This is a genomic window from Micromonospora sp. NPDC005707, assembly GCF_040631005.1.
In the GTDB taxonomy this organism is placed as follows: Bacteria; Actinomycetota; Actinomycetes; order Mycobacteriales; family Micromonosporaceae; genus Micromonospora.
In genome coordinates this window covers 167,956-193,762 of record NZ_JBEXYR010000012.1, presented here as the reverse complement: position 1 = coordinate 193,762, position 25,807 = coordinate 167,956, and the positions used below count along the sequence as shown (strand labels likewise).

The 25,807-nt window shown below is 74.3% G+C and carries 21 protein-coding genes; 1 reads left to right on the top strand and 20 read right to left on the bottom strand.

Annotation, left to right across the window (positions count from 1 at the left end; genetic code table 11):
• Positions 1-46 precede the first annotated feature (46 nt).
• From ABZ452_RS23880 to ABZ452_RS23810, 15 genes are all read right to left on the bottom strand, one after another.
• The gene (locus ABZ452_RS23880) at positions 47-1,459 is read right to left on the bottom strand and encodes a GH1 family beta-glucosidase (RefSeq protein ID WP_357946778.1); all 1,413 of its coding nucleotides are present in this window, start codon (positions 1,457-1,459) and stop codon (positions 47-49) included.
• Between the two features lie 46 nt (positions 1,460-1,505).
• Positions 1,506-2,504, bottom strand: coding sequence for an ABC transporter ATP-binding protein (locus tag ABZ452_RS23875; protein WP_357946775.1), 999 nt, complete (start codon positions 2,502-2,504; stop codon positions 1,506-1,508).
• Positions 2,501-3,538, bottom strand: a complete 1,038-nt coding sequence (locus ABZ452_RS23870) for an ABC transporter permease (protein WP_357946773.1) — start codon at positions 3,536-3,538, stop codon at positions 2,501-2,503. The genes ABZ452_RS23875 and ABZ452_RS23870 overlap by 4 nt, the downstream gene beginning before the upstream one ends.
• A gap of 3 nt (positions 3,539-3,541) precedes the next feature.
• A complete protein-coding gene (locus ABZ452_RS23865) occupies positions 3,542-4,519 on the bottom strand; it encodes an ABC transporter permease (protein WP_357946770.1) in 978 nt (325 codons plus the stop codon).
• Positions 4,516-5,676 (bottom strand): ABC transporter ATP-binding protein, encoded by a 1,161-nt coding sequence (locus tag ABZ452_RS23860; protein ID WP_357946767.1) that lies wholly within the window; start codon positions 5,674-5,676, stop codon positions 4,516-4,518. The genes ABZ452_RS23865 and ABZ452_RS23860 overlap by 4 nt, the downstream gene beginning before the upstream one ends.
• Before the next feature lie 79 nt (positions 5,677-5,755).
• A complete protein-coding gene (locus ABZ452_RS23855; protein WP_357946764.1) occupies positions 5,756-7,432 on the bottom strand; it encodes an ABC transporter substrate-binding protein in 1,677 nt (558 codons plus the stop codon).
• 121 nt (positions 7,433-7,553) lie between these two features.
• The gene (locus tag ABZ452_RS23850; protein WP_357946762.1) at positions 7,554-8,555 is read right to left on the bottom strand and encodes a LacI family DNA-binding transcriptional regulator; all 1,002 of its coding nucleotides are present in this window, start codon (positions 8,553-8,555) and stop codon (positions 7,554-7,556) included.
• Positions 8,556-9,052: 497 nt separating this feature from the next.
• On the bottom strand, positions 9,053-9,784 hold the full coding sequence (locus ABZ452_RS23845) for an FkbM family methyltransferase (RefSeq protein WP_357946814.1): 732 nt from the start codon (positions 9,782-9,784) through the stop codon (positions 9,053-9,055).
• A gap of 479 nt (positions 9,785-10,263) precedes the next feature.
• A complete protein-coding gene (locus tag ABZ452_RS23840) occupies positions 10,264-10,644 on the bottom strand; it encodes a YccF domain-containing protein (protein WP_357946759.1) in 381 nt (126 codons plus the stop codon).
• A gap of 275 nt (positions 10,645-10,919) precedes the next feature.
• A complete protein-coding gene (locus tag ABZ452_RS23835; RefSeq protein WP_357946757.1) occupies positions 10,920-13,778 on the bottom strand; it encodes a DUF5682 family protein in 2,859 nt (952 codons plus the stop codon).
• Entirely contained in the window at positions 13,775-14,887 is a 1,113-nt protein-coding gene (locus ABZ452_RS23830; RefSeq protein ID WP_357946754.1) for an AAA family ATPase, read from the bottom strand. Before ABZ452_RS23830 ends, ABZ452_RS23835 begins: the two co-directional genes overlap by 4 nt.
• Positions 14,888-14,900: 13 nt before the next feature.
• Complete coding sequence (locus tag ABZ452_RS23825) at positions 14,901-16,226, bottom strand: VWA domain-containing protein (RefSeq protein WP_357946752.1); 1,326 nt, start codon at positions 16,224-16,226, stop codon at positions 14,901-14,903.
• Positions 16,223-17,620, bottom strand: a complete 1,398-nt coding sequence (locus ABZ452_RS23820) for a hypothetical protein (RefSeq protein WP_357946749.1) — start codon at positions 17,618-17,620, stop codon at positions 16,223-16,225. Before ABZ452_RS23820 ends, ABZ452_RS23825 begins: the two co-directional genes overlap by 4 nt.
• The gene (locus tag ABZ452_RS23815) at positions 17,620-18,090 is read right to left on the bottom strand and encodes a hypothetical protein (RefSeq protein ID WP_357946811.1); all 471 of its coding nucleotides are present in this window, start codon (positions 18,088-18,090) and stop codon (positions 17,620-17,622) included. The genes ABZ452_RS23820 and ABZ452_RS23815 overlap by 1 nt, the downstream gene beginning before the upstream one ends.
• 146 nt (positions 18,091-18,236) lie before the next feature.
• Positions 18,237-19,424 carry a helix-turn-helix domain-containing protein gene (locus ABZ452_RS23810; protein ID WP_357946747.1) on the bottom strand — a complete coding sequence of 396 codons (1,188 nt, stop codon included), beginning with the start codon at positions 19,422-19,424 and terminating at the stop codon, positions 18,237-18,239.
• 96 nt (positions 19,425-19,520) lie between these two features.
• On the opposite strand from ABZ452_RS23810, the gene ABZ452_RS23805 reads away from it, so the two are divergent.
• The gene (locus ABZ452_RS23805) at positions 19,521-21,179 is read left to right on the top strand and encodes an FAD-binding dehydrogenase (protein ID WP_357946745.1); all 1,659 of its coding nucleotides are present in this window, start codon (positions 19,521-19,523) and stop codon (positions 21,177-21,179) included.
• Between the two features lie 33 nt (positions 21,180-21,212).
• Here ABZ452_RS23805 and ABZ452_RS23800 read toward each other — a convergent pair whose 3' ends face one another.
• From ABZ452_RS23800 to ccsA, 5 genes are read right to left on the bottom strand one after another with little or no spacing between them, the layout of a single operon-like run.
• Positions 21,213-22,115 (bottom strand): cytochrome c-type biogenesis protein CcmH, encoded by a 903-nt coding sequence (locus tag ABZ452_RS23800; RefSeq protein ID WP_357946743.1) that lies wholly within the window; start codon positions 22,113-22,115, stop codon positions 21,213-21,215.
• On the bottom strand, positions 22,112-22,660 hold the full coding sequence (locus ABZ452_RS23795) for a redoxin domain-containing protein (RefSeq protein WP_357946740.1): 549 nt from the start codon (positions 22,658-22,660) through the stop codon (positions 22,112-22,114). The genes ABZ452_RS23800 and ABZ452_RS23795 overlap by 4 nt, the downstream gene beginning before the upstream one ends.
• Positions 22,657-24,594, bottom strand: a complete 1,938-nt coding sequence (locus ABZ452_RS23790; RefSeq protein WP_357946737.1) for a cytochrome c-type biogenesis CcmF C-terminal domain-containing protein — start codon at positions 24,592-24,594, stop codon at positions 22,657-22,659. Before ABZ452_RS23790 ends, ABZ452_RS23795 begins: the two co-directional genes overlap by 4 nt.
• Entirely contained in the window at positions 24,584-24,991 is a 408-nt protein-coding gene (locus ABZ452_RS23785) for a cytochrome c maturation protein CcmE (RefSeq protein ID WP_357946735.1), read from the bottom strand. Before ABZ452_RS23785 ends, ABZ452_RS23790 begins: the two co-directional genes overlap by 11 nt.
• Positions 24,991-25,752, bottom strand: coding sequence for a cytochrome c biogenesis protein CcsA (ccsA, locus tag ABZ452_RS23780; protein WP_357946733.1), 762 nt, complete (start codon positions 25,750-25,752; stop codon positions 24,991-24,993). Before ccsA ends, ABZ452_RS23785 begins: the two co-directional genes overlap by 1 nt.
• Positions 25,753-25,807 lie beyond the last annotated feature (55 nt).

Genomic DNA, 25,807 nt, shown 5'->3' with positions numbered 1-25,807 from the left:
GGCGGCCGCCCGGGAGGATCCCGCGCGGCCGCCCCGAACGGCCGGGTCAGCGCTCCCCGCGCACCCGCCGGATGGTGTCGCGGTACCAGTGCGCGCTGCGCTTCGGCGTGCGCCGCTGGGTGTCGTAGTCCACCCGCACGATGCCGAACCGCTTGTCGTAGCCGTACGCCCACTCGAAGTTGTCCAGCAGCGACCAGGCGAAGTAGCCGCGCACGTCCGCGCCGGCCTGCCGGGCCCGGGCCACCGCCCGCAGGTGCTCGGTCAGGTACGCCACCCGGTCGTCGTCGGCCACGAACCCGTCGGCGTCCGGCTCGTCGTCGAAGGCCGCCCCGTTCTCGGTGATCACCAGGGGCACGCCCGGGTAGTCCCGGTGCAGCCGGACCAGCAGCTCGGTGAAGGACTCCGGCACGATCTCCCAGTCCATCGCGGTGCGCGGCAGGTCCCGGCGGATCACCCGGCGCACCGGCCGGCCGTCGTCGTCCCGCTCCCGGCCCTGCTCGTCGGTCCCGGAGTGCACCTGCCCGAAGTAGAAGTTCACCCCGAGCACGTCGATGGAAGAGGAGATCACCTCCAGGTCGCCCTCCTCGACCGGGATGCGCACCCCCTCGGCGGCCAGGTCCGCCACCACGTCCTCCGGGTAGGAGCCACGGAACACCGGGTCCAGGTAGAGCCGGTTGCCCAGCCCGTCGGCGGCCCGCGCCGCGTCCCGGTCGGCCGCGCTGTCGGAGGCCGGGTCGGCGGTGGACAGGTTGACGGTCAGGCCCAGCTCGATCGGGGTGGCCGCCGCGGCGCGCAGCCGCTGCACCGCCAGCCCGTGCCCCAGCAGCAGGTGGTGCGCCGCGGCGATCCCGTCACCCAGGTCCCGCCGGCCCGGGGCGTGGTTGCCGTACGCGTACCCGAGCATCGCCGAGCACCACGGCTCGTTCAGCGTGGTCCACGTCTTCACCCGGTCGCCGAGCGCGCCGAAGACCAGCTCCGCGTAGTCGGCGAACCGGTAGGCGGTGTCCCGGTTGGGCCAGCCGCCCGCGTCCTCCAGCTCCTGCGGCAGGTCCCAGTGGTAGAGGGTCACCCACGGGTCGACCCCGCGGCCCAGCAGCTCGTCCACGAGCCGGTCGTAGAAGGCCAGCCCGGCCGGGTTCGCCGGCCCGCGCCCGCCCGGCTGCACCCGCGGCCACGCCACCGAGAACCGGTAGGTGTCCAGACCCAGGTCGGCGATGAGCGCGACGTCCTGCGGCATCCGGTGGTAGTGGTCGCAGGCCACGTCGCCGTGGTCGCCGTTGGCCACCGCGCCGGGCACCCGGCAGAAGGTGTCCCAGATCGACGGTGTCCGGCCGTCCTCGGCCACCGCGCCCTCGATCTGGTACGACGAGGTCGCCACCCCCCACCGGAAGGTCGGCGGGAGGGTGTCGATCGGGTCGGCCTGCCCGATGGTGTTCGGGCGGGTGAGGTCGGTGTCCATGGTTCTCCTCGCGGTAGCGGGTCGTTCGGTCGGACGGAGAGCGGGGTCAGCGGGGGACCGGGGCGGCGACCGGGTGCAGCCAGCAGGCGACGTCCCGGTCCGGGTCGGCGGCGCCGAGCACCGGCACCTCCTTGTCGCACGGGTCGAACGCTTTCGGACAGCGCGGGTGAAACGCGCAGCCCTTCGGCATGGCCCGCAGGTCCGGCGGCGAGCCGGGGATGCCGGTCAGCTCCCGGCGCGGTCCGCGCAGCGCCGGGAAGGAATGCAGCAGACCCTCGGTGTACGGGTGCAGCGCCCGCCGGTAGAGCTGGGCGGCGGGCGCCTCCTCGACGATCCGGCCGCCGTACATGATCGCGATCCGGTCGGAGAACTCGACCAGCAGCGACAGGTCGTGGGTGATGAACAGCACCGCGAAGCCGAGGCGCTCCCGCAGCTCGGCGAGCTGGCCGAGGATCTGCCGCTGCATCACCACGTCCAGCGCGGTGGTCGGCTCGTCCATGATGACCACCTGCGGCTCCAACGCCAGCGCCATGGCGATCATCACGCGCTGCCGCATGCCGCCGCTGAGCTGGTGCGGGTAGCTGTCCAGCCGGTCCGCGGCGATGCCCACCAGGCGGAGCAGGTCCCGGGCCCGGGCCTGCCGGCCCGCCGGTGTGCTCGTCGGCTCGTGCGCCTTGATGACGTCGAGCAGCTGGGTGGAGACCTTGTGCACCGGGTTCAGCGAGTTCATGGCGCCCTGGAAGACGATCGAGGTCTCCGCCCAGCGGAACTGCCGCAGCTGGGCCGGGCTGAGGGTCAGCACGTCGACCGGCGGGCCGTCGGCCGGGTGGTAGATCACCTGGCCGCCGCTGACCACGCCCGGCGGCGGCAGCAGCCGCGTCAGCCCGTACGCCAGGGTGGACTTGCCGCTGCCGCTCTCCCCGGCCAGGCCCAGCACCTCGCCGCGGTGCAGGGTGAGGTCCACGTCCCGTACGGCGTGCACCGCCGCGTCACCGAGACCGTAGTCGACCCGCAGCCCGCGGATCTCCAGCACCGGATCACTCATGGCGTGACGTCCTCTCGGGGGACCGGAATCGGACGGGAGACCGGGGCCAGCACGGGGGTGAAGCCGACCCGCATGCGCACGGTGCGGCCGTCGGCGGTGCGGATCCGGGTCTTGCCGGCGCTGCGCAGCCGGGGGCTCACGAACTCGTCGATGCCGAAGTTGATCAGGGCGAGGGCGGTGCCGAGCACCGCGATGGCCAGCCCGGCCGGCACGAACCACCACCAGGCGCCCTGCGCGAGGGCCTGCTGGCCCTGCGCCCAGAACAGGATGGTGCCCCAGTTCCACGACGAGATCGACGAGATGCCGATGAACGCCAGGGTGATCTCCGACATGACCGCGAAGATGACGGTGCCGACGAAGCCGGAGGCGATGATCGCGGTGAGGTTGGGCAGGATCTCGAACAGGATGATCCGCCAGGTCCGCTCGCCGGTGGCCCGGGCCGCCTCGACGTAGTCGCGGCGGCGTAGCGACAGCGTCTGGGCGCGCAGCACGCGGGCACCCCACGCCCACGAGGTGAGGCCGATGATGAGCGCCACCAACGTGTCGCTGGCCTGCTCGACGATCGACGTCACGATGATGATCAGCGGCAGGGCGGGGATGACCAGGAACACGTTGGACAGCGCCGACAGTCCCTCGTCGGGCACCCCGCCGATGTAGCCGGCCGTCACACCGATGAGGATGGACAGGATCGTCGCCAGCACGCCGGCGAGCAGGCCCACCACCATGACGCTGCGCGCGCCCACCAGGATCTGGCTGAAGATGTCCTGACCGAGGTGGGTGGTGCCGAACCAGTGCCGGGTCGACGGCGCCTGGAGCACGTCGGCGCTGCGCGCGTCCGGGTCGTACGGCGCCACCCAGGGCCCGATCACCGCGAAGAGGCAGTAGATGCCCAGGATGACCAGGCCGGTGGCGGCCTTGGCGTTGGCGACGAACCGGAACCGGCGCCGCTTCGCCCGGCCCGGCGCGGCCGACGGCTGGGCCATCGCCCCCTGACCGGGGATGACCTGCTCGATGCTCGACGGTGAGATGGTCATCGCTCAGCTCTTTCGGGTCCGCGGGTCGAGAAGGAGGTACGCGACGTCGGCGAGCAGATTCGCCACCAGCACGGAGATCGTGATGATCAGGAAGATCCCCTGCATGAGCGGATAGTCCTTGTAGCCGACCGCCTGGAAGAGCTGGTAACCGAGGCCCGGGTAGGAGAACACGATCTCCACGAGCAGCGTGCCGCCGACGATGAACCCGAGCGACAGCGCGAAGCCCGAGACGTTCGGCAGCAGCGCGTTGCGGGCGGCGTAGCTCAGGGCGACCCGGCGCTCCGACAGGCCCTTCGCGTGGGCGACGGTGATGTAGTCCTCCGACGAGACGGTCACCATCATGTTGCGCATGCTGAGGATCCACCCGCTCATCGAGGAGACCAGGATGGTGGCGGCGGGCAGGACGCTGTGCTTGATCGCGCTCGGGATGAAGTACCCGTCGAACGCCGGCACGAGGCCCGCCTCGTAGCCGCCGGAGGAGGGGAAGAAGCTCCCCGGCCCGGTGAACACGGCGATGGCGACGAGACCCAGCCAGAAGTACGGGATCGAGGACAGGAACGTCGTGGCTGGCAGCAGCCCGTCGACCCAGGAGCCGCGCCGCCAGCCGGCGCCGACGCCGAGCGCGGTGCCGAGGAGGAAGCTGATGATCGTGGTGATGCCGACCAGGCCGACCGTCCACGGCAGGCTGTCGCCGATCACCGTCGACACCGGCGTCGGGAAGAAGGTGAACGACAGACCCAGGTCGCCGTGGAGCAGCTGCCCCCAGTAGTCGAGGTACTGCTGCCACATGTTCTCGTGCGCGTCCAGCCCGAACAGCACGCGCAGCGACTGGATGGCGTCGGCGCTGATCCGGCCCTGGTTGCGCGAGATGAGGGACTGCACCGGGTCGCCCGGCACCAGCCGCGGGATGAAGAAGTTGAGCGTGATGGCCGCCCACGCCGTGAACAGGTAGAAGGCCGTGCGCTGCAGGAGGAACCTCATCGTGCCTCCCCCAGGGTGGCGGTGTCGTTCCGCTCGACCGCCGGCGCGGGCGGTGGCACGGTCGGGTCGGCGTCGGGCGCGGCCGAGCCGGGGGTGTCGGCCGCGACGGTGTCCGGGTCGTAGAGCCAGCACGCCGCCCAGTGGTCGGGCCGGTCGCCGATGGTCAGCCGCGGCGGCAGGTCCACGGTGCAGCGCCGCATGGCGTGCGGGCAGCGGGGGTGGAACCGGCAGCCGGCGGGCGGGGCGATCAGGCTCGGCGGCTCGCCCCGGCCGCGGTCCGCGCCGGCGGCCGCGTCGGCGCCGTCGCCGGTGATCCGTTCGGGGTCCGGCGCCGAATCGGTCAGCAACCGGGTGTACGGATGGGCCGGGTTCTGGGTGACCGTCTCGCTGTCGCCGCCCTCGACCATCCGCCCGGCGTACATCACGATCGTCTCGTCGGCGAAGTAGCGGGCCGAGGCGATGTCGTGCGTGATGTAGAGGATCGCGATGTTGAGCCGCTGCTTGAGGTCCTGCAGCAGGTTGAGCACGCCGAGGCGGATCGAGACGTCGAGCATGGAGACCGGCTCGTCGGCGAGGAGCACCTCCGGGTCGGCGCCGAGCGCCCGGGCGATGGCGACGCGCTGCCGCTGGCCGCCGGAGAGCTCGTGCGGGAACGCGTCCAGGTAGCGCTCGGGCGGGGTGAGGCTCACCCGGGTGAGCAGCTTGGCGAGGGCCGCCTCCAGCTCCTCGGCGCCGCGCCCGGCGTTGCCGTGGATCCGCAGCGACCGGGTCAGGTGGTAGCGGACGGTGTGCACCGGGTTCAACGAGGCGAACGGGTCCTGCAGGATCAGTTGGACCCGCCGCACGTACGACCGGAACGGCCGGCCGCCGCGGACCCGGGTCGAGGTGCCGTGCAGGCGGATGTCGCCGGCGGTGCGGGGATAGATCTGGGCCAGCAGCCGCGCCACCGTGGACTTGCCGGAGCCGGACTCCCCGACCAGCGCGGTCACCCGGCCGCGACGCAGCGCGAACGATACGTCGTCGACGGCGTGCACGACGGCCGGCGTCCGGGAGAAGAGGTCACGCAGCCGCCTGCGGACGGGGAAGTGCTTGGTCAGGCCGACGGCCTCCAGCACCACCTCGTCGACCGGCGCCGCCGCGCTCTCGGTCAACGTCATGCCGAGTTCCTGTCTGAGCGTGGGGGTGCGCCTCCCCGGCCGGCCGGGAGCCGGCCGGCCGGGGAGTCGGTTGGCGGGGTCAGCCGTTGGCGGGCTTGAGGTGCAGGACCACGTCCACGGCGTTGGGCTGGGTGGGCTGCATGGCGCCGTACGGGTTCGAGTCGTCCGGCCAGCCGGTCCAGTTCTTCGTGCTGTACGCGCCGCCGATGTTGTCCGCGCCGACCGGGATCATCGGCATCTGGTCGACGAAGATCTTCTGCAGTGCGTTCATGGCGGTGGTGCGCGCGGCCTCGTCGGTCGCGTTCGCGTAGGCGACCAGAGCGTCGGTCGCCTCCTTGTTGTTGAAGCGGCCGAAGTTACCGGCGGGGGAGGCGGTGCCGATCGGCTTGAGCTGCCGGCCGTCCATGATGGTCCGGTAGATGTCGTACGGCGTGGCGCCGCCCTCGGTCCACCGGAAGGTCGCCTCGAAGTTGCCCTGCTCGACGTTGCGGAACCAGGCGTCCTGGTTGGCCTTGTCGACCGTGGCCGCGATGCCGATCTTCGACAGGTTGTCCTTCACGATCTCCAGGCTGGTCTGGTAGTCGGACCAGCCGGCCGGGTCGGTCAGCTTGATGGTGACGGCCTTGCCGGTCTTGTCCTTGAGGGTGTTGCCCTCCAGCTTGTAGCCGGCGCCGGTCAGCAGCGCCTTGGCGCCCTCGACGTCGACCTTGTGCTCCTGGCCCTTGAACTCGGGCGCGACGAACGAGTCACCGGCCGGGCTGGGCAGGCCGGTCACGCTCTTCACCTGCGGATGGAAGTAGCCGGCCTCGGCCGTGGTGAAGATGTCGGCACGGTCGATGACCATGTTCATGGCCCGGCGCAGCGCCGGGTCGTCGAACGGCTTCTTCGTGGTGTTGAGGTAGAGGCCGTGGATGCCGAGGATCGCCGGCGCCCACACCTTGTGGTGCTCCTGGTCCTTGGCCACGAAGACGGCCTGGTAGTTGGGGATGAAGACGAAGCTCCACTCCGACTCACCGTTGGCCAGGGCGGTGGTCTGCGCGCTGTTGTCCGTGTAGGAGGTGTAACGCAGCTCCTTGACCTTCGGCAGGTCCTGCCAGTAGCCCTTGTCGCGCACCGACAGGGTCATGCTGGCCGGGGTGAACGACTTCAGGGTGTACGGGCCGCTGCCGACCGGCTGCTTGACGGTGTCGGTCGTCGGGTCGCTGATCTTCTCCCAGATGTGCTTGGGCACGATCGGCACCCGCCACAGCACCTTCTGCTGGTTGACGAACTGCGGGCTCTCCATCTTGATGGTGACGTCGTTGCCGCTGGCGGTCGCCTCTGTGTAGGGCACGCCCTGGTCGTTCAGCGCCGGGTACTTCTTCACCAGGTTGTAGGTGAAGGCGACGTCCTCGGCGGTGACCTTCTGACCGTCCGACCAGGTGGCGTTGTCCCGGATGGTGACCTTCACCGAGGTGTAGTCCTGCGACCACTCGGCCTTGGTGGCGAGCCACGGCTTGAACGGGTCGGCCGGCTTCACCGGGTTCCACATCATCAGCGGCTCGTAGATCTGCCAGCGGTAGCCCAGCGAGGCCGCGGCGGACGTGGTGAGGAACGGGTTGTTGTTCTCGGCCTGCGGACCGTTCGGCATGCCGACGTTCAGCACCGTGGCCGCCTGGCCGTTCTTCTTGTTGGCGTTCGGGCTGTCGCCGCAGGCGGCGACGCCGGTGGCCATCGCGCCGGCCAGCGCGACGGCGAGGAGTTGCCTTCTTCTCATGGAGGTCTCCCTCGGTGCTCCCGCGGTCCTGGAGCGGGATGTGGTGGATGAAGGGTGTGCGGTGTTACCACCGGCGGGCGGGGCGCCCGCCGGTGCGGGTGGTGCTACAGCGGTGGCGAGGTCAGGTGGCGCCGGTCGACGCGCGGACGGTGAAGCTGGTCGGGATCACGGTCGGGGTGCCGGGCAGCGGCGTCCCGCCGAGGTGGGCGATGAGGGTACGGGCGGCGACCGCCCCCATCTCCCGCAACGGCTGGCGCACGGAGCTCAGCGGTGGATGGGTGTGCCCGGCCAGCGGCAGGTCGTCGAAGCCGACCACCGCCACGTCCTCCGGGACCCGCCGGCCGGCGTCCCGCAGCGCCTGGAGCGCCCCGGCGGCGGAGAGGTCGTTGTGGGCGAAGACGGCGTCGAACGGCACGCCGTCGGCGAGCAGGTCTTCCACCGCGACCCGCCCGCACTCGAAGGTGAAGTCACCCTCCACGACGAGGGTGGGATCGATGGGCAGGCCGGCGTCGGCGTACCCGGCCGCGAACCCGGCGAGCCGCTCCCGGGTGCAGCCGAAGCGGCTCAGGCCGGTGACGACCAGCGGCCGCTTCCGCCCGTGCGCCAGCAGGTGCGCCGCCGCCGCCCGCGCGCCGGCCTCGTTGGTGGTCCGCACCGACGGGAAGCCGGGCTGGTGCCCGCGGTCGTCGATGAGGATCACCGGCAGGCCACGCTCGTGCAGCTCGGTGATGTAGTCGAGGGTGCCCTCCGGCTCGACCACGAGCAGGCCGTCGAAGGACTTCGCGGAGACCTGGGAGGCGAACCGCCGCATCGACTCGTCGCCGTGGGTGCAGGTGAACAGCAGCATCCCGTAGCCCTCGGCCTCGACCACGTCGGCCGCGCCCTGGAGCACCTCGCCCATCCACGGCCAGGTCAGGGCGGGGACCAGCATGCCCACCACCCGGGTACGCCCGCGGGCCAGGCCGACCGCGCGGGCGCTCGGCACGTACCCGAGGGCGTTGATGACGGCGCGGACCCGGTCGGCCGTGCGCACGTGCACCTCGCCCTTGCCGTTCAGCACCCGCGACACCGTCGTCTTGCTCACCCCGGCGCGGGTGGCGACGTCGGCGATGGTGATCGGCACGTGACGCTCCCGGGTCGCAGGGGTGAGGCGGATGTTTCGGAACCGGTTGCGGAAGCGGTTCCGTCGCAGTCAACCGAAGTGGCGGCGGTCACGTCAATAACGGCCGGGTAACGAAACATGGCTAAGTTCGAAACCTGAAAAAAGTGGGGCTGGACAACGCGGCCCATCGAGGGTGTGAGCAGCGTCGATGCGAGGAGTCCGCCGCCTGCGAAGATTGCGGGCCGCGGCCCGGTGGCGGGGTTGGCGGGCCGGTCAGGGGCGGGCGGCCGAGGCTCGGCGGACCGGCCAGGACGGGCGGCCGGGGTGGCGGGCGGTCAGGGGCGGGCGGCCGGGGTGCGGGCCGGTCGGGATGGGCGGCGGGGGTGGCGGGCCGGTCAGGACGGGCGGCCGGGATGGCGGGCCGGTCAGGGACGGGCGGTCGGGATGGCGGGCGGCCGGGATGGCCGGCCGGTCGGGATGGCGGGCCGGTCGGGATGGGCGGCGGGGTGGCGGGCCGGTCAGGACGGGCGGGCGCGGGCGTAGACGTCGCCCGAGTTGGCCTCGTGCGGCAGGGCGCGCAGGTACGCCGCGACCTCGTCCGCCGATCGCCAGCCGGGCAGGGCGAACGACATCTCGTCGCCGAGCGCCACGGTGAACGAGGTGAAGCCCAGGCCGGTGAGCCGGTCCAGGCAGCGCGCGGCGAGGTCGCGTTCGATGGTGGTGAACTCGAAGGACAGCGCCGGCAGCGGACGACTCAGTCCGGCCAGCACGGCGTCCTCGAAGCCCTCGACGTCGATCTTGACGAAGGCGGGTACGCCGTGCGCCGCGACAAGGGTGTCCAGCGTCGTGCCGGCCACCTCGATCTCGGCGTCCCAGACCTCGTGCGCCCAGCCGCCGGCTCCGTTCGCGGCCTGCAGGAACCCCGCCGACGCTGTGGAGATCGTCGGGTTGGCCGAGTTCACGTGCAGCCGCACCGGCGCGGTACGCGCCCCGCACGCCGCCTCGACCACGGTCACCCGGTCGTCCTCCGCGTACAGGGCGCGCAGTGCGCGGGTGCACAGCGGTTGCGGCTCGACGGCCACCACCCGGGCGCCGAGCCGGCGGAAGCTGCCGAGGCGGTCGCCCACGTGCGCGCCGACGTCGAAGACCAGGTCCCCGGGGCGGACCAGCGGGGCGTAGAACGCGTCCATCGCCGCCTCGCGGGCCGGGTCGCCGTAGTACGCCTCCAGGGACCGGCGCAGGCCCGACATGGTGGGGTCTGCCTTGAGTGCCTCGATCACCCCGATATGACCGCCCACCCTGCCGACGCTAGCTGCGGAAACCCGTTCATGAGCCCCTTTCGGATGACCCGCCCGCCGCCCACTACCCAGCCTCCTAGGACGCTCTAGGGGGAGTGGCCCTGGTCCCGGACCCGACCTGGTCCCGGCGGCGATCCGCGACCCGGAGGCGAGGAACCGTTGACAGTTGCCGCTGGAGTGATGCCCCGGCCTGGGTTGGGCCGAGGGTGCCGCCAACCGGGCCGCTGGAGGAGGTCCGCGAGCCCGGGTCGACCAGTTGGCCGCCGGCCGGCGGCGAGCGAGAAGTCACCTCCGCGGCGCTTCGTCCGCGCACGCCACCAGCGCCCTGGGCGTCAGTGGAACGCCATGGGTGTCTCAGGCCTCGGGAGACACCCATGAGGTTCCACTGACCACCATCCGGGTTGGAGCGTTCGCGTGGCGGCCGGTCCGCGTTACGGCGTCTCGACGACTTCCTGGCCGAGGGGCCAGAGCGCCGCGGGGACGAGCTTGAAGTTCGCCACCCCGAACGGAATGCCAATGATCGTCACGCAGAGCGCGACGCCGGCGAGGATGTGCGACAGGGCCAGCCACCAGCCGGCCAGCAGCACCCAGAGCACGTTCGCCAGGCCGGAGGCGACGCCGGCGCCCGGCTTCGGCACGAGGGTGCGGCCGAAGGGCCACAGCGCGTACGAGGCGAGGCGGAGCGAGGCCACCCCGAACGGGATGGTGATCACCAGGGCGAAGCAGATGAGGGCGGCCACGCCGTAGCCCAGGGCCAGGACGAAGCCGCCACCGAAGACGAGCCACAACAGGTTCAGCAGAAAGCGAAGCACACTCCCATCGTGGCCACCCCCCGCAAGACCACCGCCCCGGCCCACCACCCAGGGCCCCGCGCCCCTGCCCGACCGCTGTCGACGATCGTCGACACCCGCCCCCTCGGGCCCGTTGATCATGAAGTTATTGCCTATGGAAACCGCGTTCCCGCGCAATAACTTCATGATCAACGAGGGTGGCCGGGCCGGGCCGGCTGATCGACAAGGGCGGCCGGGCCGGTTGATCGACAAGGGCGGCCGGCCCGGCCGTCGAGGGCGGGACGGGGGTGGTGCGCTTACGTCGGGCGCAGGAGGGCTGCTACGGCGGTCGCGGTTGCCGGATGTGTGACCAGCAGTGCCGCGGCCTCGGCGCCCGGGGCGCCGCCGTGTGCCGGCCCGGCGGCGGCCGCGGCGGCGGCCGGTTGCCACGGGGTGTCGCAGCCCAGCAGCGCCGCCACCGCGTCCACCGCCTCGGGGTGCGCCACCAGGAGACCGTGCACCGGACCGGCGCCGGCCCCTGCCACGGCTGGCGCCGCCGCTGCCACGGCTGGCGCCGCCGGTGCTGCGGGCGCCGTCCAGGGTGGTGTCCAGGCGTCGAGCGCGGGGAGGGTGGTCGGGAAGGTGCGTTCCGCCTCGCGGACCAGCAGCGGCACCAGCTCCGGCCCCTGCTCCCGCAGGGTGGTGATCAGCATGGGCAGCCAGGGCAGCAGCACCGGGTCGGGGAGCCGGGCGAACGCCGTGGACATGGTCTCGACCACGAACGGCGCCAGCCCGGGCACCGGCTCCAGGGCGTGCACGAAGCCGGACAGGTACTGCGGGAACGCCGGCACCACCAGCGGGTTGGCCAGCAGGTCGGCGCAGCGGGCGCGCAGCTCGGCCAGGGGGAGCAGGCCGAGCTGGTGGCGGGCCGCCCAGAGCAGCGCCACCTTGGCCGGGGTCTCCGGGTGGGACTGGGCGACGGCCAGTTCGAGTTGGGAGCGGTCGCAGCCCAGCGACAGGGCCAGGCCCTCCATGCTGAACAGGAAGCCGAGCATGGCGCCGACCTGGCGGACCCCGGTGGCCTCGTCGACGAAGGCGGTGGGCAGCAGGGTGCAGTAGTGCGCGTACCCGGTGGTCACGAACGCCTGGCACCAGGCCGGCAGGGCCGGCGCGGTGGTGCGGTGGTGGGCGAGCAGCCGGCGGATGCGGCGCAGCACGTCCGGGGCGTCGTCGACGGTGCGTTCGGCGGCGAGCAGTTCGACGGCCCGCGCGCCGAGTTCGTCGACCAGGCGGGGGCTGTCGAGCAGGCGGATGGCGTCCTCGACGGCGGCGAGCGCGCGGGCGGCGGTCGCGTCGGGGCCGCGGACGGCGCGGCGCAGCCGCTGTTCCAGCACCTGCTCGACGGTGACGCCCTCGTAGCCCAGCTCGATGAGGGCGCGCTGGTTGCGGCCCAGGGCCAGGTCCCAGCTCTCCTGGAGCGAGCGGTGCCCGAGGCGCCGTTCGCCCATGATGGGCCGGGCCGCGTCCGGTGGGAGCAGGTGCCGCAGCATCCACAGCAGGTCGGAGCAGGGTGCCAGCGCCGGGTCGGCCCGCAGGTCGAGCAGTGCCCGCTGCACGGTGCGTTTCTCCAGGTCCAGGCCGAGCGGGCGGAGCCGGTCGAGGACGTCGCGGGCCAGCGGGGGCAGGGAGTCGTAGCCGACCTGGCCGACGCGGTCGCCGCCGAGCAGGATCTCGCAGAGCCGGCGGACGTCGCGCCGGCCGGGCACCGCGTCCTTCTCGATGCAGGTGACCGCGGCGTCGGCGAAGTCGTACGGGGTGGGTCGGGCCCGGTTGCGCAGGTTCGCCAGCAGGATCGCGGTCTCGAAGACGGCGATGGCGTCGGCGGTGCTGGCCAGGTAGCCGTTGCGGCGGGCGAGCCGGACGATGTCGACGCACCAGCCGCGCAGCTCGGCCTCGTCCAGCTCGTCGAGGGCGGGCGGCGCGGCGAGGAACCCGGTGAGCCGGTCGGTGGCCGGCCCGGCGGGTGCGGGCGTGGCGGCGCCGCGGGTCCGGCGGGTCTTCTTCTGGCCGCGCTGGCCGTCGAGCCGGTACGGGACGAGGCCGGAGCGGCTCACGGCGGTCGTCCAGCTCGCGGCGGCGATCGAGACCGCGCCCCGGGCGAGGCCGAACTGTGCCTCGATGGCGGAGTGGCTGGACGGGATGAGGCCGTAGCGCCAGCGGGTGCCGGTGCGGGGGCTGATCGGGAAGTCGGGGGCGGTCGAGTCCAGGCCGAACTGTTCGACGTGGCTGGCGGCGTGGAAGGCGCCGCAGACGTGGAGGCAGTCCGCGGGGTCGGCGCCGGAGGCGGCGAGGTGCTGCCGGATCCGGGTCCACATGTAGCGCTCGCGGTCCTCGTCGCGGTCGTGCCGGTCGGCGTCGGCGGGGCGCAGCCGCCGGAACAGGCTGCCGATGAGCACCATGACCTGCCGGTAGGTGTCGTGGTCGGCGTCGGCGAGGGGCCGTTCGACGTACTGGTCCCACCACTCCGACCAGTGCCGCACCTTGCCGTGGTGCAGCAGGTACGCCTCCAGTTCGGCGAAGCGGGGGCGCAGGTCGCCGATCTCGACGCCGACCGCGTCGCCGTGCAGCGCCGCCTCCTCGCCCGACTCGGGGTCGGCGGCCGGGCCGTCCTGCGGGGGCTGGTCGGCGGCGCGGGGGGACCACTGGAAGACGTGGTCGGTGGACCGGTCCACCAGCACCAGCTCGACGCCCGGGGTCTCCAGCGCGTACGCGATGGCCTGGTATTCGGCCGACGCCTCGGTGATGGGGGCGACGACGCTGAGCGGGCTCCACTCGGCGGGGAAGCCGTCGAGTTCGGTGGCGAACGCCTGCACGGCCACCGGGAGCCGGCAGTTGCGCAGTTCGCCGAGGAGCGGTCGCAGGTCCTCGCACAGCTCCAGGTAGATGACCTTGGGCTGCTTGGCCCGCAGCCGGCGCACCATGGCCAGCGCGCTGGCGGGGGAGTGGTGGCAGACCGGGAAGATCTCCAGCGGTTCGCCGAGGGCCCGGTCGACGTCGTCGACGATGCCGGCCAGGATCCCGGCGAGCGCGTCGGGGGAGCCGGCGAAGGCGGCGGCCGCGTCGGTGAGCTGCTCGCGCAGCGCGCCGAACAGGCCGGGGGCGGTGGGTGCGGTCACGACAGTGACGCGATCGCCTGGCGGCCGCCGTCGAGGAAGCCGGTCCACTCGCCACCGTCCTGCTTGGCGCGCGGCTCGACGACGCCGTGCAGGTACTTGTTGAGGATGGCCAGGTCCTCCGGGCTGCGGCGGGCCAGCGAGCCCATCAGCGACCCGGCGAGGGTCTCCGGGCGCAGGGTGCGGTCGCCGAAGAACTGGCTGTGCAGGATGGCGTCCTCGAGGACGCCGATCTGTTCGGCGGTGGACAGCGCCGACTCGAGCTTCTCGTCGTCGCTGGTGGCCGCCGCGGCGGCGGCCCGCAGGTCGGCGAAGCTCTGCAGCAGGATGTCCAGCAGGGTGGGCGGGACGTCCAGCTCGATGCGGTGCCGGCGGAGCAGTTCCTCGGTGCGGAAGCGGACGATCTCCGCCTCGCTGCGCTTGTTGGTGACCACGGGGATGCGGACGAAGTTGAACCGCCGCTTGAGCGCCGAGGAGAGGTCGTTGACGCCGCGGTCGCGGCTGTTCGCGGTGGCGATGATCGAGAAGCCGGGCCTGGCGAAAACGATGTTGTCGTCGTTCAGCTCGGGGATCGAGACGTACTTCTCGGAGAGGATGGAGATCAGCGCGTCCTGCACGTCGCTGGTGGAGCGGGTCAGCTCCTCGAAGCGGCCGATGACACCCTGCTCCATGGCGGTCATGATCGGGGAGGGGATCATCGACTCGCGGGACTGCCCGCGGGCGATGACCATGGACACGTTCCACGAGTACTTGATGTGGTCCTCGGTGGTGCCGGCGGTGCCCTGCACGACCAGGGTGGAGTTGCGGCAGATCGCGGCGGCGAGCAGCTCGGCCAGCCAGCTCTTGCCGGTGCCCGGGTCGCCGATGAGCAGCAGGCCCCGGTCCGATGCCAGGGTGACGATGCTGCGTTCGACGAGGCCGCGGTCGCCGAACCACTTCTGCGGGATCTCCCGGTCCAGGCCGTCGGCGCGTTCGGATCCGAGGACGAACAGCCGGACCATCCGGGGGCTGAGCCGCCAGGAGAACGGCTTCGGGCCGGTGTCGACGGACTCCAGGTAGGCGAGCTCGTCGGCGTACTTGACCTCGGCGGGGGCGCGGAGCATGTCGGACATCAGGGGTGGTCTCCTAGGTGAGGAAGCTCTTGAGCTCGAAGACGAGTTTGCGGATGTGGCCGGAGATGACCGGGGTGCCGAGGTCCTTGAGTCGCTGCCGGAACCAGGGGTTGACGCTCTGGCCGCCGGAGCTGTTCACCGAGCCGACCGGGATGAACTTCACCCCGGAGCGGTGCACGGCCTCGATGGCGTCGAACAGCGGTTGCGAGCGGCCGAACTCGTAGAAGTCCGAGATCCACACCAGGACGGTGTTGCGCGGCTCGACGATCTTCGGCCGGGCGAGCGCCATGGCCACCGGCCCGTCGTTGCCGCCGCCGAGGTTGGTGCGCAGCAGCACCTCGAACGGGTCGTGCACCCACGGGGTGAGGTCCAGTGCCCGGGTGTCGTACGCGATGAGGTGCACGTCCACCTTGGGCAGCCCGGCGAAGATCGAGGCGAGGATCGTGCAGTTGACCATCGAATCGACCATCGAGCCGGACTGGTCCACCACCACGATGAGCCGGGCCGGGGTGGTGCGCCGGGCGGTCTGCCGGTAATAGAGCCGGTCGACGTAGAGGCGCTCGTCGTCCGGGCTCCAGTTGGTCAGGTTCTGCCAGATGGTGCGGTCGAGGTCGAGGTTGCGGAACACCCGTTTCGGCGGCACCGACCGGTCGATCGCCCCGACGCTGGCCTGCTCGACCTGGGTGCGCAGCACCTCGGCGACCTCGTCGACGTAGCGGCGGATCAGCGACTTGGCGTTGGCCAGCGCCACGCCGGACAGGTTCGCCTTGTCGCGCAGCAACTGCTCGATCAGGGACATGCTCGGGGTCAGCCGGCTGGCCAGCGCGGGGTCGGCCAGCACCTCCCGCAGGTGCATCCGGCGGACCAGGTCGCCCTCCAGCCCGGCGAGGGTGCCGCCGAGGCCGGTGCCCTGCCGGCGCAGCTCGCCGGGCTCGGCGCCGAGCGCCTGCTCGAACCAGCCGGCGTCGGCCTGCCAGCGGGCGAGCTGGCCGGCGGTGACCTCGCCGTTGCCGGTGGCGAACACGTTGAGCAGCAGCTTGGACACCAGTGCGGCGCGGCGTACCTCGGCGTCGCCGGGCGCGAACGGCCCGGCGTCGCCCGGGGCGTCGTCGCCGCCGGCGAGCAGGCCGCGCAGTTCCGCGGCGAGCGCCGGGAAGCGCTGCACCACGGTGTCCACGGAGACGGTGGGGTCCAGCAGCGCGGCGGGCAGGCCGAGGTCGTCGACGACGGCCACGCTGGCCGACTCCAGCCCTGGCTGCTCGTCGGGGTGGAAGAGGCGGGCCAGCAGCCGCCAGTAGAGCACCTGCCGGCGGTTCTCGTCGTTGCGGTCGGCGGTCATCGGCGCAGCAACCGTCCCGCGCGCTCGCGCAGCACGGCCACGGCGTCGCCCGCCCTGGCCTCGACCTTGGTGACCTTGGCGTCGGTGACGCCGCACGCCCAGTCGCCGTTGTGGGCCTCGACGGTCTGCCGCTTGACGGTGGCGCGCACGGCGAGGGGTTGCAGCAGCCACCGGCCGTCGTCCCAGCGCAGCAGGCCGAGGCAGGCGGTCGAGGCGGCGACCAGCGCGCGGGTGAGCGGGCCGGCGGCCGGCAGCCGCTCGGTGGTCACCGTGACCGGGTGCCCGTCGAGGTCGAGGACGAGGTCGCCGCCGTCGTCGCGGGTGGTGTAGCCCTCGACGAGCACCGGTTCGGCGATCGCGGCGGGGTGCCGGTCCAGCGGCGGGGTCGCCGCGGCGGCCGCCGTGGCGAGCAGGACCCGGGCGGTGGCGAACGGGTCGGCGGGCTCGCCGAGGTCGGCTCGGCTGTCGTCCCAGCGCAGGTCACCGCCGCGCAGCGGCAGATCGGTGACGATCACGGCCCGCCGTTCCGCCAGGGCCTTGAGCAGTACGGGGTACGCCTCCAGCAGCCGCCACACCGCCGGTCCGACGATGGTCGCCACCTTCGCGGCGGCCACCGTGACCCGGACCGGTCGGGGCGCCCCGCCGCCGGCCGGTTCGAGCAGTGCGTGCAGCTGCACCTGCACGGCCGTGTCGTGTTCGTGGACGTCCACGCCCAGCGGCAGCAGCCGGCCGGAGACCGCCTCCGCCTCGGCGCCGCCGGCCGCCGCGCCCCGCGCGAGCAGCACGGCCCGCGCCCACAGGTCGGCCCACCGGCGGGCCGGCACCTGCGGCAGGGTGGCCACCGGCAGGCAGGCGCGCAGCTCGGTGGCGAAGCCGTCGAGCAGCACGGCGAGCCGGCGCAGCTCCGGCGCCGCCAGCGCCGCCTCGACCGGGGCGGCGCTGGCGGCGACCAGCTCGTGGTCGACGCCGCGCCAGCCCGTCAGGGCGATCTCGTGCAGCCAGGCCCGGGCCCCGGCCAGGGCCGCCGCCGGCTCGGGGACGCCCGCGTCCGGGCCGGTCCACGGTGACCGGCGCCGGCCCAGCGCGGCGTCGAGCGCGTCGAGCAGGGCGTCGTGGGCCGCGCCGAGCAGCGCCGACCGGGCGCCGGCCAGGGCGGCCAGGTGATCCTCGGTGAGCGCGCCGGCGGTCGCCGCGCCGACCGCCTCGGCCACCCGGCCGGCCAGCGGCGTGCCCGCCACCGCCCCGGCGAGCGCGGCCAGCGCGGCGGCGTCGGCCTCGCCGACCCGGGCCAGGCCGCGGGTGAGCGCGTCGTCCACCCCGGTCACCACGTCGAGCGCCTCGGCCAGCCCGGTGGGGGCGGCGTCGCGCAGCTGGGCGAGCTGCGCGGCCAGCATCAGCGCACCCCCGCGGTCGCCGGGAACCAGTGCAGCTCCGGCACGGGCGCGGTGCTGGCCGGCACCTCCAGGTAGGCCAGGTGGCGCAGGAAGCGGCTGAACACCACGGCCGCCGGGGTGGGCTCGTGGCGGGCGTCCATCCGGGCGAACAGCTCGGCGCCGCCGTCGACCCCGTCGCCCACGTCGACCCGCAGGTAGCGGGTGACCTGGTCGGCGCCGTACTGGAGCAGGGCCTCGTCGGCGAGCGCGTGCAGGTGCTTGCAGAGCAGGCTGCCGCGCAGGCCGCCGCAGGGCCGGTTGTTGTTCGTGCTGCAGTTGACCGTGTGGCTGCCGGCGGTCACCGACGACACGTACACCCGCTCCACGTCGGAGCCGCTGGACACCACGCCCTGCAGCCGCCCGTCGGCCAGCTCCACGAAGGGCACCTTGGCCAGCTTGCGCGGCCGCGCGGGTGGCACCACCCGCAGCACGCTCCGTCGCCGCCACGAGGCGTCCGTCGCCTCCGTCATCTCCGACCTCCCGCCGCCGGGCCGGCGCCGGGCACGCGGGGGTGCCGTCGCCGGCCCGCATCCGCGCCGCTGTGACGACGAGGATCATGAACCATCGGTACGACAGATCACCGGCCGCCCAGCCGGTGCCGCAGCGCGAGGTGGAGCACCAGCCGCCGGTCGGGGTCGTCGAGGTCCGCGCCGAACAGCTCGCGCAGCCGGCGCATCCGGTAACGCACGGTCTGGGGGTGGGTGTGCAGGTCCTCGGCCACGGCGACCACCTGCCCCTGCCGGCGCAGCCAGCCGTGCAGGGTCTCGGCCAGCGCCCGGCGGGCGGCCGGCCGCAGGCCGGCCAGCGGGGCGAGGCAGGCGTCGGCGAGATGGTCGGCCAGCCCCGGCTCCCAGCGCAGCAGCAGGGTGAGCAGGTGCTCGTCCCCGGCGACCGGGTCGGCGGGCAGCACCCCGTCGCGGCGCAGCGCCAGGGCCCGCCCGGAGATCCGGTACGACAGCCGGGCCCGGCCCAGCGCCACGCTCGGGCCGAGCGCCGCCCGCCGACCGGCGAGGGCCTGGCGGGCGCGGTCCAGCCGGCCCGGGGTGGCCGGGTCGGGCAGCACGATCCGCACCACGTCGTCGATGACCGTGGCGATCGCGCCGCCGCCGATGGTGTGGCCCAGGTGCTCGGCGTCGTCGCCGTCGACGCTGAGCACGGCGACCGTCCGGGGCAGCGGCCAGCGGGCCGCGTCGGCGGCGGCGCGCAGCGCGGCCTCGGCGGGCGGCTCCGGCTGCACGAGCAGGGTGATCAGCCGCCGCCGGGTGGTGGCCCAGTCCTGCGCGGCGTCCCGCTGCTCGTCCAGGTACCCCTCGGCGGCGGCGCCGGCGAGGGCGTCGACGTAGCCGAAGAGCGCGCCGGCGACCACGTACAGGTCCGCCGGGGCGGGGCCGGCGGGCGTCGTGTGCGCGACCAGGAAGGCCCAGATCTCCCGGCCGCCGACGGTGAGGACGGCGCGCAGCGCGTCGACGCGGTGCCCCTCCCGGTATTCGGTGCGGCCCAGCGCGTGGAAGACGGCCCGGGTGGCGGCCAGGTCCCGGCCCGGGTCGGCGACCGCGTCGACGAAGGCGTCCACCGCGGTCCGCACGCCGAGGGCCAGGCCGCGCCCCTGTCCGCCGGTGAGCGAGCGGCCCTGCGCCCGCATGGCGGCGCGGACGGTCTCCAGGATCCGCCCGTGCAGCGGGGCGCGCAGGCCGCGCAACTGCTCGCCGACGTCCGGCGCGAGGTGCGCCAGGCCGGGCTCGATGTCGAGCAGCGTGTCCGCCATCGTCGGCTCCTTTTGTCATCGCGGTGACAAACCCGGTGGCGGATCACGCACGCCCCGACCAAGGATTTTGGCACCCGGCTACGTACGGTCGGTGCCGTGGATACCGATGTGATCGTGATCGGCGCCGGGCTGGCCGGCCTGGTCGCCGCCGCCGAGGCCGCTGACGCGGGCCGCCGGGTGCTGCTGCTGGACCAGGAGCCGGAGCAGAACCTCGGCGGGCAGGCGTGGTGGTCGTTCGGCGGGTTGTTCCTGGTCGACTCGCCGGAGCAGCGCCGGATGGGCATCCGGGACTCCGTCGAGCTGGCCTGGCAGGACTGGACCGGCAGCGCCGCCTTCGACCGCCCGGAGGACCACTGGCCGCGCCGGTGGGCCGAGGCGTACGTGCACTTCGCGGCCGGGGAGAAGCGCGCCTGGCTGCGCGGCCTGGGCCACCGCGTCTTCCCGGTGGTGAGCTGGGCCGAGCGGGGCGGCGCGGCGGCGCACGGGCACGGCAACTCGGTGCCCCGGTTCCACGTCACCTGGGGCACCGGCCCGGGCGTGGTGGAGCCGTTCGCCCGGCGCGTGCGCGCCGCCGCCGAGGAGGGCCGGATCCGGCTGCTGTTCCGGCACCGCGTCGACGAGCTGGTCACCAGCGGCGGCGCGGTCACCGGCGTACGCGGTGCGGTGCTCGCCCCCGACGACGCCCCGCGCGGGCGACCCACCTCCCGGACCGTGGTGGGCGACTTCGCGTACGCGGCGCAGGCCGTGATCATCACCTCGGGCGGCATCGGCGGCGACCACGACCTGGTCCGGCGGGCCTGGCCGGCGCGGCTCGGCACCCCACCGGCCCGGATGGTCACCGGGGTGCCCGCCTACGTCGACGGCCGGATGCTCGCCGTCACCGAGACGGCCGGCGGCCAGGTGATCAACCCCGACCGGATGTGGCACTACACCGAAGGGCTGCGCAACTGGGACCCGGTCTGGCCGGGGCACGGCATCCGCATCCTGCCCGGGCCGTCGTCGCTCTGGCTGGACGCGACCGGCGAGCGGCTGCCGGCGCCGCTGTTCCCCGGCTTCGACACCCTCGCCACGCTGCGCCACCTGCGGGCCACCGGCCACGACTACAGCTGGTTCGTGCTCACCCAGAAGATCCTGGAGAAGGAGTTCGCGCTCTCCGGCTCGGAGCAGAACCCCGACCTGACCAACCGCAGCGTGCGGCAGGTGCTCCAGCGGGTCCGTCCCGGCGCGCTGGGGCCGGTGGAGGCGTTCAAGCGGCACGGCGCGGACTTCGTCGTCGCCGGCGACCTGCCGGAGCTGGTCGACGGGATGAACAAGCTGGCCGCCGAGAGCGGCGGGCCGCAGCTCGACGCCGTGGCGCTGCGCCGGCTCGTCGAAGCCCGGGACCGGGAGATCGCCCACCCGTTCGGCAAGGACGCGCAGCTGCACGCGATCCGCGGGGCCCGCCGCTACCGGGGTGACCGGCTCATCCGGGTCGCCACCCCGCACCGGCTGCTCGACCCGGCCGCCGGCCCGCTGATCGCCGTGCAGCTGCACGTGCTGACCCGCAAGACGCTCGGCGGCCTGCACACCGACCTGTCCGGCCGGGTGCTGCGGCCCGACGGCGAGCCCCTGGCCGGGGTGTACGCCGCCGGCGAGGTCGCCGGCTTCGGCGGCGGCGGCATGCACGGCTACAACGCCCTGGAGGGCACCTTCCTCGGCGGCTGCCTCTTCTCCGGCCGCACCGCCGGCCGGGCCGCCGCGGCGGCGGTCGGGTAGCCCGCACGCCGGCCGGTCGCCGACAAGGCCACCTCAGCGCCCGGCGGGTGCCGGCCCGGTGCCGAGCAGCCGCCTGATCTCCGCGGCGGCCGGGTGCGCCGGTGCGACGGCCAGGAAGCGCCGCAGGGTGTCGCCCGCCTCGGCGGACCGGCTGTTCCGCTGCGCGAGCCCCAGCACCAGCAGGCCGTCGGGGGAATCCGGCTCGCGGGCGAGCACGTCCCGGGCGGTTCGTTGCGCTGCGGCGCCGTCGCCGGCCCGGAGCAGCGCGAACGCGAGTCGCACCCGGACGGCGTCGTCGGGCCGGTCCCGCAGCGCCTCCTGGTACATCCGCGCGGCGGCGTCGTACCGGTCCTGGGTCTCCAGGTCGTGGGCGAGTTGGAGGGCGACCGCGACCGGGTCGGCCGGTGCCGGCCGGGCGGGCGGGTCGAGCCGGTCGGCGGCGATCGCGACGGACGCCACGAGCGCCACCACGCCCACGGACGCCACCCGCCACGCCCGCCGTGCGGTCCGAGCGTCCGGCGTCCGGGGTGCGGCGGGACCGGTCCGGGCGGCGCCGGGCCGCAGCGTCCGCCGGGCCGCGTAGCCGCCGGCCAGCAGCGCCAGCACCGGTACGCCCCAGAGCAGCAGCCGGACCCCGCGGGCCGGCGGGTCGGTCAGCACGTCGGCGCCGTACCGCTGGACGAACCACCGCCGGATCTGCGGCCCGTCCCGCCCCTGGGCGAGCTGGTCCGCCACCACCTGCCGCATCGCCGCCGCGATCGGTGACCGGGAGTCCGCCACCGACTCGCCCTGACAGGCCGGGCAGCGCAGCCCGGCGGACACCGCGCGTACCGGGTCCTGCCGGCCGGGGTCGCCCGCCGAGCGGGCCAGCGCCGCGCCGGCCGCCGCGGCGAGCGTGACGAGCGCGAGCGCCACCAGGGCGCGCCGCCACCTCATCCGGCCAGCAGCGGTGCGATCCGCTGCTCCAGCCACTGCCGGGTCACCACCCCCTGCCGCCGGTCGACGAGCCGGCCGTCCCGGCCGACCACGAAGGTCTCCGGCACGCCCCGCACGCCCCACTCGACCGCCCGCGTGCCGTCGGGGTCGGGCAGCACGGTCAACCCGGTCGCTCCGGTCTCGTCGAGCAGCGCCCGGACCGCGTCGGCGCCGTCGCGGATGTTCAGCCCGACCAGCCGGACGCCGCGCGCAGACCAGCTGCGCTCGGCGTCCACCAGCACCGGCAGTTCGTCCCGGCACGGCCCGCACCAGGAGGCGAACACGTTGACCAGCACCACCTGGCCCCGGGCGTCGGACAGCGCGAAGCGGCCACCGTCCAGGGTGGCGCCGGACAGCGCCGGGGCGGGTCTGCCGGCCACCGCCGTGGCCCCCGGGTCCGGCGTAGCGGGTGCGCGCAGGCCGACGGCGATCAGGGCGCCGACGGCGACGGTGAGCGCGAGGACCGTCGCCGGCCCGACGCGCAGCCAGCCGGGGCGCCGCCTCACGTCGCGGCTCCCGATCCGGCGGCCACCGGGGCGGGCCGCTGCCGGTCGGCGCGGGCGGCCGGGCGGGTCCGCGGGCGGGCGGCGGCCGCGAGCAACCCGCCGACGGCGGTCAGGGCGCCGCCGGCCCAGATCAGGCCCACGAGCGGGTTCACGGCGAGCCGCACGGTGGCGGTGCCGCTGTCCTCGCTTACGGCGAGCAGCGTGACGTACGTGTCGCGCAGCGGGCCGGCGCCGATCGCGGGCACGGTGACGGCGGTGTCCCGGGCGGCCTGGTAGCGCAGCGCCGGCGTGACCGTCCGCGTGGCGCGGCCCGACGCGGTGAGCGCCAGCCGGGCCTGTACGGCCATGCTTCCGCTGCCGCCGCTCCGGTCCACCCCGACCAGCCGGACCGCGACGTCGCCCACCCGCAGGGTCTCGCCGACCAGCAGCGTCCGTTCGGCGTCCCGGCCGTACGCCGACGAGCCGGCCACACCCACCGCGACCAGGGCGAGCCCGGCGTGCGCGACCAGCCCGGCGAGCCGGCCGGGCCGCCGGTGCGGGCCGGGCCGGCGTAGCCGGTGGGCCAGATCCCCGGCCAGTCCGGTGAGGACGAACCCCGCCGCGCCGAACGCGGTGAGCGCGGCCGGGCCGGGCCGGCTGAACAGGCCGACGAGGGCCACGGTGCCCAGGCCGGCGGCGGCGGGGACGACGAGCCGCCGCAGCGCCGCCGACCGGTCGCGGACCCGCAGGGCCGGCGTCACGCCCATCACCAGCAGCACCACGACCGCCAGGGGCACCGCGGTGCGCTGGTAGTAGGCGGGGCCCACCGACGAGCGGGTCCCGGTCAGCGGGGCGGTGAGCAGCGGCAGGATGGTGCCGATCAGCACCACCGCGGCGATGGTCACCAGGAGCACGCCGTGGACCAGCACCAGGGTGGCCCGGGACAGCGCCCGCGGCCGCCCGGGTCGGGTCGGCTCGGGGCCTCGACGGCCGGTCAGGACGGCCGACACCACCACCGCCAGCAGCACGAAGCCGAGCAGCATCGGGCCCAGCGGCGAGTCGGTGAAGGCGTGCACGCTGGACACCGCCCCGGATCGGGTGAGGAAGGTGCCGAGCAGCACCAGCAGGAAGCTCGCGCAGGCGAGCGCGCCCTGCCAGGCGGCCCGGCCGCGGACCAGGGTGGTGTGCAGGAACGCGGTGGCGGTGAGCCAGGGCAGCAGGGAGGCGTTCTCCACCGGGTCCCACGCCCAGTAGCCGCCCCAGCCCAGCACCGCGTACGACCACCAGGCGCCCAGCCCGATGCCGCCGGTCAGCGCCGCCCAGGCGACCAGCGCCCACGGGCGCGCCAGCCGCACCCAGCCCGGCCCGTCCCGTCCCGCCAGCGGCGCCGCCAGCGCGAACGCGAAGGGTACGACCAGACCGAGGTAGCCGGCGTAGAGCAGCGGCGGGTGCACGCCCATGGCCGGGTGCTGCTGGAGCAGGGGATTCGGTCCGGGGCCGTCGGCCGGCACCGGGCTCACCGCGCGGAACGGGTTCGCCGCGAAGGTGGACAGCGCGAAGAAGAACAGCATGACCACGCTGACGACCACCATCGCGTACGCGTGCAGCCGCGGCGGGTACGCGCGCCGGGCCAGCAGTGCCGCGTACCCGCCGAGGATCAGCAACCACAGCAGCAGCGAGCCGTCCAGGGCGGACCAGAGGCTGGTCAGGGTGTAGTGGAGCGGGACGTGCCGGCCGCCGTTCTCGGCCACGAACCGGACGCTGAAGTCGTGCCGCAGCAGCGCCGTCTCCAGCAGGGCGCAGGCCAGGGCGGCGGCGGCCAGGGTGGCGGCGGTGCCGCGCCGGGCGGTGCGGACGTCCGCGCCGAACAGGGCCACGCGCAGCCAGAGCAGGGCGGTGAGGGTCGCGCAGGCGAGCCCGGCGGCGAGGCCGGCGGTGCCGAGGTCACCCAGCATCGACCGGAACCGCGGGGGAGGACGACGGCCGGTACTCGTTGCCGTGCCGGACCACCACGTGGTCCGAGCGGAACACGCCGTCGGACGAGAGCGTGCCCTCGACGACCGCCCCGGTTCCCTCCCGGAAGGTCTCCGGGGGTACGCCGCGCTGCTCGACGGTGATCTCGTGGCCCGCCTCGGCGAGGCGGAACACGACGAGCTCGCCCTCGTGGCGCAGCGAGCCGGGCACGACGTCGCCGCCGAGGCGGACCCGGTGGCCCGCGAGGCCCGGATCGTCGAGCAGCTCACCCGGCGTCCGGTAGTACGTGACGGTGTCGCGGAGCGCGCCGGTGACCAGCAGTCCGCCGGCGGCGAGCAGCACCGCGACGAGGGCCGTCCGGCCCGCCCGGCGACGCATCATCCGACTCCGGCCGGCGTGCGCGCGGCGGCGGGGGAGGGCTCGGGGGCCACGTGGCGTTCCAGGTGGCGGACCCGGTGCAGCAGGAGGCAGAACGCGGCGAGGGTCGCGGCGGCCACGGCGAGGAGCAGCGCGGTGGCCATCCGGGGGTCGATGGGCGGCCGGTGAGGGGCCAGCACCGTCGCCTGCTGGTGCAGCGAGCGCCACCAGACCACGGAGAAGTGCACCACGGGCACGAGGAGGAAGCCGGCGACACCGGCGATGGCGGCGGGCCGGGCCACCCGGTGGTCGCCGCCGTCGCGCGCTCCCCGGTGCTCGGCGAGCGTCCGGCGCAGGGCGAGGTAGCCGGCGTAGGCGAGCAGCAGCAGGGCGGTGCTGACCAGCCGGGGATCCCAGGTCCACCAGGTGCCCCAGACCAGGTGCCCCCAGACGGACCCGGTGCCGATGGCGGCGGCGGTGAGCACCACCCCGAGCTCGGCCGCCGCCCGGGCGAACCGGTCCCAGCGCAGGTCACCGCCGATCAGGTACGCCCCGCTGGCGGCGAGCACGACCGCGAACGCGGCGTACGCCACCCAGGCGGCGGGGACGTGCAGGTACATGAGGCGCTGCGCGTCGCCCTGGAGTTCATCGGGGGGCGCGAGCCAGCCGCCGGCCACGGTGGCGGCGGTGGCGAGCCCGCCGGTGACCCAGGTCATCGTCCGGCGCGCCGCGGCGGCTCCGGCGGTGTCCGTGAGGAGGTCCACGGTGGAGGCTTGCATCATCTCCCTGTCCGCGTCCCTGAGGCGCTTGACCGAGAAGGTGGGAACTGGACACACC